Consider the following 9576-nt stretch of genomic DNA (forward strand, 5'->3'; position numbering starts at 1 on the left):
TCCACCCCCTCCGGACGGTTTCTCGCCAAGGCCGCTCTCGTCACCGCCGGCCTGTCGGTCGCCGGGGCGCTGCTCGGGCTGGTGCGGGACCAGGCGTTGGCCCGGTTGTTCGGGGCCGGGAGTGAGACGGACGCGTTCCTGGTGGCGTGGACCGTGCCGGAGTTCGCGGCGACCCTGCTGATCGAGGACGGACTCGCGTTCGCGCTGATCCCCGCGTTCAGCGCGGCGCTGGCCCGGCGGGCGCAGGGCGTTCCCGGCGACCCCGTCCGCGCCCTGGTCGGCGCCACCCTGCCGCGCCTCACGCTGGGCTTCGTCGCCACGGCCGTCCTGCTCATCGTCCTCGCACCGCACCTGGTCGAGGCCCTCGCCCCGGGCCTGCCCCACCCCGCCCTCGCCGTCGACTGCACCCGGCTGACGGCGACCTGCGTGCTCAGCTTCGGGCTGGCCGGCTACTGCAGCGCGGCCCTGCGCGCCCACCGCCGCTTCCTCGCCCCCGCCGCGATCTACGTCGCCTACAACACCGGCATCATCACCGGCATGTTCGCCCTCGGCGGCCGCCTGGGCGTGCGGTCGGCGGCGGTGGGCGTCGCGGCGGGCGGATGCCTGATGGTCGCCGTACAACTGCCCTCCCTGTGGCGGCAGTTGCGCAAGCGGGCGGAGACGGTGGCCGCCTCCGCCCCCGATCAGGCACGGCCCATGGAGTTCGCCCTGGTCGCCACCGTGCTGCTCTTCGCCCTGTGCCGGCAGTCGCAGGTGCTCATCGAGCGTTTCCTCGCCTCCCACCTCCCGGCCGGCGCCATCTCGCACCTGAACTACGCGCAGAAGGTCGCCCAGATGCCGATGGTGCTGTCGCTGATGCTGTGCACCGTCACCTTCCCGGTGGTGGCCCGCGCCCTGGCCGAGGGCGACACCGAACGGGCCCGCATCCGGGTGGAGCGGGACCTGTCGCTGGCCGCGTGCATCGTGCTGCTGGGCACGGCGGTCGTGATCGCCTGCGCCCCGCAGATCGTCGAACTCCTCTTCCAGCGCGGCGCGTTCACCCCGAGGGACTCCGCGGCGACGGCGGGCGTCATGCGCGTGTACGCCCTCGGGCTGCTCGGCCAGACCCTGGTCGGCGTTCTCGTCCGGTCCTACTTCTCCGCGGGCCGCCCCACCTGGTACCCGGTCGGCGCGATGACCGCCGGCATCGTCGTGACGGCCTGGATCGGCGCCTTCACGGTGCTGCCGTGGGGCGTCGACGGCATCGCGACCGCCAACGCCGCCGGCATCACCGTCACCGCCGCCCTGCTGCTGGCCGGCATGGGCCGGGGCGGCATCCCGATCCGCACCCGCCGGGTGCTGGCGGAGCTGACCAAGCCGCTGCGCGCCGCGGTGGTGGCGACGGTGGCGGGCGCCTTCGTCGCGCACCACATCGCCGCCCCCGTGCCCGCCCTCGCCGCCGGCTGCCTCACCGCCACCACCGTCTTCCTCCTGCTCGGCCTGGCTCTCGGCGCCCAGGGCCTCGATCCCGCGCTCCACTCCGTACGCACCGTCACACGAAGGCTCCCGCATGGCCGTTGACTCCCAAGACACCGGCAGACGACTCGCACCGGGCCCGGTTCCGTGGGTGGCGATGTACCACTCGGTGGCCCCGTGCCAGGACGACCCGTACCGGATCACGGTCACGCCCGAGCGGCTGGAGACCCAGCTGCGGTGGTTCCACCGGCGGGGCCTGAGGGCCGTCTCCCTGGCCGAGCTGCTCGCCGCGCGCGCCCGTGGCGAGGGCCGGGACCTGATCGCGCTGACCTTCGACGACGGGTACGCGGACTTCATCGACAACGCCCTTCCCGTCATGGGCCGTTGGGACTGCGGTGCCACCCTCTTCGTCCTGCCGGGCCGACTCGGCGGCAGCAACGCCTGGGATCCCCGGGGCCCGCGCAAGGCGCTCCTCACCGCCGACGGCATCCGGCACGCGGCCGCCGAGGGCGTCGAGATCGGCTCGCACGGCCTCACCCACCTCGATCTGACGAAGGCGGACGACGAGACGCTGAGAGCCGAGGTCCTCGAAAGCCGGGCCCTGCTGGAGGAGTTGACCGGCGCACCGGTCGCCGGGTTCTGCTATCCGTACGGGACGATCGACCGGCGGGTCGTCGGCGCCGTCCGGGACGCCGGTTACGCGTACGCCTGTGCCATCGACCCCGGCCCGCTGACCGGCCCGCACGCCCTCCCGCGCGTCCACGTCGGGCAGAACGACCACGCCGTACGCCTCTTCCTCAAGCACCGGCTGCACCGGCTGCGCCGCCGTCCCGTCGGGGGGTCGCGATGAAGGCGCTGCATGTGATCACGGGCCTCGGGGTGGGCGGCGCCGAGCAACAACTGCGGCTGCTGGTACGGCATCTGCCCGTCGAGTGCGATGTCGTCACGCTCACCAATCCGGGTGCGGTGGCCGACGGTCTGGCCGCCGACGGGGTGCACGTCACCCATCTCGGCATGGCCGGCAACCGCGACCTGGCCGCGCTGCCCCGGCTGGTCCGGCTCATCCGCTCGGGCGGCTACGACCTCGTCCACACCCACCTCTACCGCGCCTGCGTCTACGGCCGGCTCGCCGCGCGGCTCGCCGGGGTCCGGGCGATCGTCGCCACCGAACACTCCCTGGGCGACTCGCAGATGGAGGGCCGGCGGCTGTCACGCGGGGTGCGGTCCCTGTATCTGGCCAGCGAGCGGCTGGGCCGTTCGACCGTCGCCGTCTCCCCCACGGTCGCCGAGCGCCTGCGCCGCTGGGGCGTCCCGGCCCCCCGGATCGAGGTCGTCCCGAACGGCATCGACCTGCCGCGCTTCCGCTTCGACCCCGAGCGGCGCCGCCAGACCCGCCGCCGCCTCGGCCTGCCCGAGGACGCGTACGTCGTCGGCGGCATCGGACGCCTGGCCCCCGGCAAACGCTTCGACGTCCTCGTCCACGCCCTCGCCCGACTCCCCCAGGACCACTGGCTGTTGCTGGTCGGCGGGGGCAGCGAGGAGAACGTCCTGCGCCGTACCGCTCAGGAGGCCGGTGTCGCCGACCGGGTCCTGTTCACCGGCGAACGCCCCTACGTGCCCGACGGCACCCCGGGCCCCGACCTGCCCTCGCTCGCCGCCGCGATGGACGTGCTCGCCTCGCCATCGCCGGAGGAGGCCTTCGGCCTGGCGATCGTCGAGGCCCTGGCCTCCGGACTGCCGGTGCTCTACGCCTCCTGTCCGGCGATCGAGGACCTGCCCCCGCACCAGGCCGCCTCCGCGCGTCGAGTCCCCTGCGGCGTCGAGGAGTTCGCGGCCGCCGTCGCCGCGACCCGCGCGCGGGGCCCCGTCCCACGGACGGTCCCCGAGGCCGCCCGCCACTACTGCATCACCCGCAGCGCCGCCCGGCTCATGGGCGTGTACACGGCAGCCGTGTCCCCTTCGTCGTCCCCGTCACTCCAGGGAGCTCCCTCGTCATGACCGAAACCCTCACCGCCCACCGCCGCCCGGCCGTCGCCCGCTCCAGGACCCTGCCGCCCTGGACCCTGATCGCGGCCGGCGTCCTCGCCGGCGGCCTCCTCGGCGGTGGCTACGGCCTGGCGAAGCCGCCGACGTACACGGCCACCAGTTACGTCGTCGCCGTGCCCACCTCGAAGTCGGACTCGGCGTCCGCGCTGGGCTTCGCACAGGCCTACGGCCGGGTCGCCACCCAGCTCGCGGTGCTCGGGGACGCACAGGTGTGGGCGGGCGTACCGGTGCGGACGCTGCAGTCCAGCGTGCAGGCGGCGACCTCTCCGGACGCACCGATGGTCGCGATCACGGCCACCTCGGCACGCCCGGACCTCGCCGCGGACATGGCCAACGCGGTCTCCCGCGCCCTGACCCAGCACTCCACGGACACCAGGAGCGAGACCAACGTCGAGCTCCAGCAGTTCGCCCGGGCCACCAAGCCGACCGCGCCCTCCTCCGCCTCCCCGGCGGTGACCGGCCTGGTCGGCGCGAGCGCGGGCGGGCTGCTCGGCGGTCTGGTGCTGCTGGTCCGGCCCCGCCGCAACGCCGACGGATCCGGGCACGCCCTCTCCGTGCCGTCCCCCGCCGTCGCCGCCGAAGCCCACGGCCAGCTGTGACGTACACGACCGAACTCGTCACCGACGAGGCCGTCTTCGCCGGGCTGGGCGCGGACTGGGGGCGGCTGCACGGCCGGTGCGCCACCGCGACCCCCTTCCAGAGCCACGCCTGGCTGCACTCCTGGTGGCTGTCGTACGGCAGGCGCGGACGGCTGCGCCTGCTGCTCGTGCGGGACGGCGGTGAACTCGTCGCCGCCGCGCCCCTGATGCGGGTGCGCCGGCCCGTGCCCGCGCTGGTGCCGCTCGGCGGGGCCATCTCCGACTACGGCGACGTCCTGCTGGACGACCAGCGCGGCGAGGACGCGGTCGCCGCGCTCACCGAGGGCCTGTCCGTCTGCGCCCGCACCTCGCTGATCGACCTGCGCGAGGTGCGGCCCGGCGGGGCGGCCGAGCGCGTGTACGACCACTGGCAGGGTCCCCGGCGCCGGGTGGCCGACTCGCTGTGCCTGGAGCTGCCCGCCGTACCCATGGACGAACTGGTGGCCCGGCTGCCGTCGTCGAAGGCCCAGCGCGTGCGCGCCAAGCTGCGCAAGCTGGACGCGCTCGGCGTCGAACGGCATGAGGTGGGGCCGGGCGAGGTGGACAAGGCGCTGCGGCGGCTGCTGGAGCTGCACGAACTGCAGTGGCAGGGGCGGAAGGTGACGTCCGAGCATCTGCGGGAGCGGTTCCGTGAGCATCTGGTGCGGGCGGTCGGGCCGATGGTGCGCTCGGGGGACGCGGTCGTCACCGAGTTCCGGCTCGACGACGACGTGGTGGCCGTCGATCTGACCCTGCTGTCCCCGCTGCTGGCGGGCGGCTATCTGTACGGCGCCCATCCGTGCCTGCGGGAACGCAAGGCGGACGTGGCGGTGATGCTGCTCGACGCGTGCACCCGGCACGCCCGCGGCACGCTGAGCCTGCTGCGCGGGGACGAGCCGTACAAGCACCACTGGCGCCCCGAACCCGCCGTCAACCGGCGGCTGTTGCTGGCCCGGCGGCGCACCGCCCCGCTGCTGGCGGCGGCCCTGTGCGAGGTGGCCGCGCGGCAGCGGGGCAAGGAGGCCGTGCGGAAGTGGAGGGAGCGCGGTGGCGGCGGGCCGTGAGACACCCGCCGCCTCCGGGTCACCGGCTGCGCGACCACCAGTCGAAGCGCAGGCACAGCTTCCCGCCGAGCCAGTACTCGACCCAGTCGCCGAGCTCGACGGGCGAGCAGTTGGCCGGGTGCGTCGGTGTGGGTGTCGGGACCGGGGTCGGGACAGGTGTCGGCACCGGGGTCGGCTTGGTGGGCTGCGGGGTCGGGGTCGCCTCGTCGGTGCGGCCGAAGAGGACGGACCGGTAGACCGCGGAGGACCGCGGGTTCTGCCCGCACTCGAAGACGCCGTGCGGGCAGTAGTCGGTGAGCGTGTTGTAGAGCGGCTTGTGCTCGTCCATCCAGGCGAGCATCCGCTTCATGTACTCCGCGTTGTCGCCGTTGCGGAAGAGTCCCCATTCCGGATAGGAGATGGGCTTGCCGTGGGCTTTCGCGAAGTCCACGTGTGCCCGCAGGCCGTAGGGCTCTTTCACCTGTTCGTCGAACGACAGTCCGGAGGGCTGGTCGTACGAATCCATGCCGATGATGTCGACCGTGTCGTCCCCCGGATAGCACTGCGTCCAGGGAATGGCGTCCCGGCCGCGGGTCGGTGCGAAATCGAACCGGAATTTCTGGCCCGGCACCGAGCGCATGGTGGTGACGATCCTTTTCCAGTACGCCTTCCAGGCCTCCGGGTCCGGCCCGCAGCGGGAGGTGTACGTGATGCCGTTCATCTCCCAGCCCAGCACGATCACCGTGTCGGGCACCTTCAGCTCCACCAGCCGCTCGGCCAGGGCCCTGAAGTGACGGTCGAACGTGCCGGCCGCGCCCAGCCGCAGCAGCCGGCCCACCCGCGCGTCGGAGACGCCGTCCTCGTTGTGGTCGAGCATCGGCACGTTGAGGACGAGCATCCGGTCGGCCCGCTCGGTGCGCCAGTCCGCCCACACGTCCAGGAAACCGGGGGCGCCCTCGATGTCGCTCCAGTGGTTGCCGGGCAGATAGGTGTGGCCGACGCGCAGGTCGGCGCCGCCCAGCCAGGTGCTGAGCTCGGCCATACGGGCGATGCCACTGGCGCCGGAGTCGAGGAAGGCACCGAACGCGGGCGTGTGCGGGCGGGGTTCAACGGCCGGTGGGGTGACGAGGGCCGACGGGCCGGTGACGGCGGGCGGTGTGGTGACGACGGCCGGAGGCGTCGCCGTCGACGGCTGTGGCGGGGTCGCGGGGAGCGCCGGCGTGGGAGCGGGCGGGTCGCCGACCCGCACCACCCCCGCGGCGGATCCGGTGCCCGAGGCCAGCACGGCGGACGCGGCCACGGTCGCCGCCACGACGGCCGGCACCCGGGACCTGGGACGTCGCTTCTTTCGGTCCATGCCCGCTCCTTTCTGAAATCCGGTTCCTGAAGTCCGGTTTCTGCGGTCCGGTTTTGCAGTCCGGTTACTGACACTCAGTCATATGAACAGGAATTACGCCACCGCCGTTACGGCCGACGAGTGAGAAGACATTCATGACCGTGTCGCTGTTTGACATCCGCGTCCCCGCCGTTCTCCTGCGGATCGACCGGAATCCCTTTCATCACGGCACGCTCGGGGCCGTACGCTCGCTCGGCAGAGCGGGAGTCGAGGTGCATGTGGTCGCCGATTCGACGGGAAGTCCCGTTTCCCGATCGCGTTTTGTACGGCAGTTGCATCCCCCGCCGCCGCCCGGTTCATCCGCGCGCGACATCGCCGTGTCGCTGCGCCGGGTGGCCGCCCGGGTCACCCGTCCGGCCGTGCTGATCCCGATGGACGACGCGAGCGCCGTCGCCGTGAACCGGATGCGCGACGGCCTCACCCCCGCCTATCTGCTCCCGGCTATGCCGGACGCGCTGCCCGAACTCCTCGCCGACAAGTCCGAACTGGCCGATCTGTGCGCGGCCCTGGACGTCCCGCACCCCTCGACGCTGGTGCCCGACAGCCCCGCCCAGGCCGCCGGCGCCGCCTGGCGTCTGGGGCTGCCCGTGGTGGCGAAGTGGAGCCGCCCCTGGCTGGTGCCGACCGGGACCGGCCTGCGCAGCACGGTCCTGCTGCGCTCGGCGTCCCAGGCCCGCGAGCTGTACCTGCGCGCCGAGGAGGCGGGCAGCCGCCTGCTGTTGCAGGCCTTCCTGCCCCCGGGCCCCGAACGGGACTGGTTCTTCCACGGGTACGTCGACCGGACGGGCCGTGTCCGCGGCGGCGGCGCCGGCGTCAAGCTGCGGTCCTGGCCGCGTGACGCGGGCCTGACGGCGGTGGGCCGATGGGCCCCCAACCCCACGGTGCGGGCGGTCGCGGAACGCCTCACCTCGGAACTCGGCTACCGGGGCATCCTCGACCTCGACTTCCGCCGCTGCGGCAGCACGGGCCGCTACCACCTCCTGGACTTCAACCCCCGCCCGGGCGCCCAGTTCCGGCTCTTCGCCGACGCGGCCGGCCTGGACGTCGTACGCGCCCAGCACCTCGATCTGACCCACCGTCCGCTGCCGGACGCGGTGCCGCTGACCGGACGGGAGTTCGTGGTGGAGCCCTACGCCCCGCTCGCCGCGCTGCGGCCCGCGTCCGCCGGCCGGGAGCACGCCTGGCACGCCCCTGACGACCGCGGCCCCGGGCGCGCCCTGTGGCCCCTGTGGACCCGCCATGTCGCCCGCCGCCTCCGCGACCGCGTGGCGGATCGCACGGGCGGCCCCGCGCCGACCGGGCAGGCCGTACCGCCTCCCGCGCGCGTGGTGCGCCAGGCCCCCTCCCCCTGTGACCTCCCCCAGACCGACCTGTCGGACGTGAGCGACCGGTCCGACGACGAGAAAGCGAGCAGTTGCTGATGTACGACCTGCTGGTGGTGGGCGCGGGCCCGTACGGCCTGTCCATCGCGTCCCACGCCGCGGCCGCCGGACTGAACCTGCGCGTCTTCGGCAGGCCGATGGCCTCCTGGCGCGACCACATGCCGCGCGGCATGTTCCTCAAGTCGGAGCCCTGGGCCTCCAACCTCTCGGATCCGCGCGGCCGTCGGCGCCTCGACGTCTACTGCGCCGCCCAGGGGGTCGCGGCCCGGCACGGGGAACCGGTCCCGGTGGAGATGTTCGCCGACTACGGTCTGTGGTTCGCCCGGCACGCGGTACCGGAGGTCGACGAGCGCACGGTGACCCGGGTGGCCCCCTGCCCCGGCGGTTTCGAGGCGGTCACGGACGACGGTCAGGTGCTGCACGCCCGCACGGTGGCGCTGGCGGTGGGGGTGATGCCGTTCGTGGAGATCCCGGCGGCCCTGCGGGGACTCGACGCGTCCCTGGTCTCGCACAGCAGCCACCACAGCGACCTGATCCGCTTCCACGGCAAGGACGTCACCGTGATCGGCGCCGGTCAGGCGGCCCTGGAGACGGCGGCCCTGCTGGCCGAACAGGGCACCCGCGTAAGAGTGTTGGCACGCGCCGCGCACTTGCGATGGAACGACGCGCCGCCGCCGTGGGAGCGCCCCTGGTGGCAGTCGGCCCGCTCGCCGCACAGCGGCCTGGGTCCCGGCTGGCGCAACTGGTTCTACTCCGAACGCCCCGGCGCCTTCCGCCGTCTGCCGGAGCGGACGCGGACCCGGATCACGGCCTCGGCCCTGGGGCCGGCGGGTGCCTGGTGGGTACGGGACCGGGTCGAGCGGGCCGTCGAGGTCCTGCTCGCCCACGAGGTCACCTCGGCGCGGGCGGTGCCGGGCGGGGTGCGTCTGGAGGTCCTCAGCCGGGCGAACGGCTCGCATCCTCCGCTGCGTTCGGTCGAGACCGAGCACGTGATCGCCGCCACCGGGTTCACCGCCTCGCTCGACCGGCTGACCCTGCTCTCCGTCGACCTGCGCGACAGTCTGAGCACGATGATCGACGGCTCCCCGGAGGTCGGGCGGGACTTCGAGTCGTCGTACCCCGGCCTGTTCCTGGCGGGCCTGGTCACGGCCTCAGGGTTCGGCCCGGCGATGCGGTTCGTGCACGGGGCGACCTACACGGCGGGCGCGTTGGTGCGGGGGGTGCGGCGCCATCTGCGGGTCCGGCCGCTCAGCGGGGCGATCCCGGCGCCCGGCCGGCCCTCGCCGAGCGAGACCCCGACGCGGGCGTACGGCTGATCGCCCTTCCCCGCACGGGCGCGGGTGCCGGACGAGAACCCGTCCGGCACCCGGTGCGATCCCCTCGGCCCTACCGCCGGGACGCGGCTCGGCCCCGTCGGTACAGCACGGCCCCGGCCACGATCATCGCGGCGCTCGCGCCGGAGGCGGCGAGCATGGCCTCACTGTTGCTGCCGGTGTGGGGCAGCTGGGGCGGCGGGGTGTGGTCGCCGCCGCTCGGAGGCGGGGTGTGGTGCCCTCCGCCGTGGGACGGCGGGGTGCTCTCACCACCGCCGTAGGGAGGCGGGGTGTGGTGTCCGCCGCCTCCCTACGGCGGTGGTG

At 74.0% G+C, this 9576-nt stretch carries 9 protein-coding genes; 7 read left to right on the forward strand and 2 right to left on the reverse strand.

The features are described from left to right. The 5 genes from murJ to GRC12_RS37250 form a co-directional block, all read left to right on the forward strand. The coding region (murJ, locus tag GRC12_RS37230; protein ID WP_208784574.1) for a murein biosynthesis integral membrane protein MurJ at positions 1–1560 on the forward strand (1560 nt) is incomplete at its 5' end. Further along, on the forward strand, positions 1550–2305 hold the full coding sequence (locus GRC12_RS37235) for a polysaccharide deacetylase family protein (protein ID WP_208784576.1): 756 nt from the start codon (positions 1550–1552) through the stop codon (positions 2303–2305). The genes murJ and GRC12_RS37235, both read left to right, overlap by 11 nt. Continuing rightward, a complete protein-coding gene (locus GRC12_RS37240; RefSeq protein ID WP_208784578.1) occupies positions 2302–3453 on the forward strand; it encodes a glycosyltransferase in 1152 nt (383 codons plus the stop codon). Before GRC12_RS37235 ends, GRC12_RS37240 begins: the two co-directional genes overlap by 4 nt. Then, complete coding sequence (locus tag GRC12_RS37245; RefSeq protein ID WP_208784580.1) at positions 3450–4100, forward strand: lipopolysaccharide biosynthesis protein; 651 nt, start codon at positions 3450–3452, stop codon at positions 4098–4100. The genes GRC12_RS37240 and GRC12_RS37245 overlap by 4 nt, the downstream gene beginning before the upstream one ends. Then, positions 4097–5182: a GNAT family N-acetyltransferase gene (locus GRC12_RS37250; protein WP_208784582.1), complete on the forward strand. Its 1086-nt coding sequence runs from the start codon at positions 4097–4099 to the stop codon at positions 5180–5182. The genes GRC12_RS37245 and GRC12_RS37250 overlap by 4 nt, the downstream gene beginning before the upstream one ends. 19 nt (positions 5183–5201) lie before the next feature. Here GRC12_RS37250 and GRC12_RS37255 read toward each other — a convergent pair whose 3' ends face one another. Next, on the reverse strand, positions 5202–6518 hold the full coding sequence (locus GRC12_RS37255) for a glycoside hydrolase family 26 protein (RefSeq protein ID WP_208784584.1): 1317 nt from the start codon (positions 6516–6518) through the stop codon (positions 5202–5204). A 134-nt stretch (positions 6519–6652) separates the two neighbouring features. Between GRC12_RS37255 and GRC12_RS37260 the strand changes: the two genes are divergently transcribed. Continuing rightward, entirely contained in the window at positions 6653–7978 is a 1326-nt protein-coding gene (locus tag GRC12_RS37260; RefSeq protein WP_244374353.1) for a carboxylate--amine ligase, read from the forward strand. Next, positions 7978–9255, forward strand: a complete 1278-nt coding sequence (locus GRC12_RS37265; RefSeq protein WP_208784587.1) for an NAD(P)-binding domain-containing protein — start codon at positions 7978–7980, stop codon at positions 9253–9255. Before GRC12_RS37260 ends, GRC12_RS37265 begins: the two co-directional genes overlap by 1 nt. A 70-nt stretch (positions 9256–9325) precedes the next feature. On the opposite strand, the gene GRC12_RS46040 is transcribed toward GRC12_RS37265, so the two are convergent. Next, positions 9326–9442, reverse strand: a complete 117-nt coding sequence (locus tag GRC12_RS46040) for an LPXTG cell wall anchor domain-containing protein (RefSeq protein WP_280117574.1) — start codon at positions 9440–9442, stop codon at positions 9326–9328. Between the last annotated feature and the right edge of the window lie 134 nt (positions 9443–9576).

The organism is Streptomyces griseorubiginosus (assembly GCF_017614965.1).
GTDB classification, from domain to species: Bacteria; Actinomycetota; Actinomycetes; order Streptomycetales; family Streptomycetaceae; genus Streptomyces; species Streptomyces griseorubiginosus_B.

Excerpts from the sequence above, each read along its gene's own strand:
- GRC12_RS37245 (WP_208784580.1), top strand. The coding sequence starts at position 3,450 with ATGACCGAAACCCTCACCGCCCACCGCCGCCCGGCCGTCGCCCGCTCC.
- GRC12_RS37240 (WP_208784578.1), top strand. The coding sequence starts at position 2,302 with ATGAAGGCGCTGCATGTGATCACGGGCCTCGGGGTGGGCGGCGCCGAG.
- GRC12_RS37235 (WP_208784576.1), top strand. The coding sequence starts at position 1,550 with ATGGCCGTTGACTCCCAAGACACCGGCAGACGACTCGCACCGGGCCCG.
- GRC12_RS37260 (WP_244374353.1), top strand. The coding sequence starts at position 6,653 with ATGACCGTGTCGCTGTTTGACATCCGCGTCCCCGCCGTTCTCCTGCGG.
- GRC12_RS37265 (WP_208784587.1), top strand. The coding sequence starts at position 7,978 with ATGTACGACCTGCTGGTGGTGGGCGCGGGCCCGTACGGCCTGTCCATC.
- GRC12_RS37255 (WP_208784584.1), bottom strand. The coding sequence starts at position 6,518 with ATGGACCGAAAGAAGCGACGTCCCAGGTCCCGGGTGCCGGCCGTCGTG.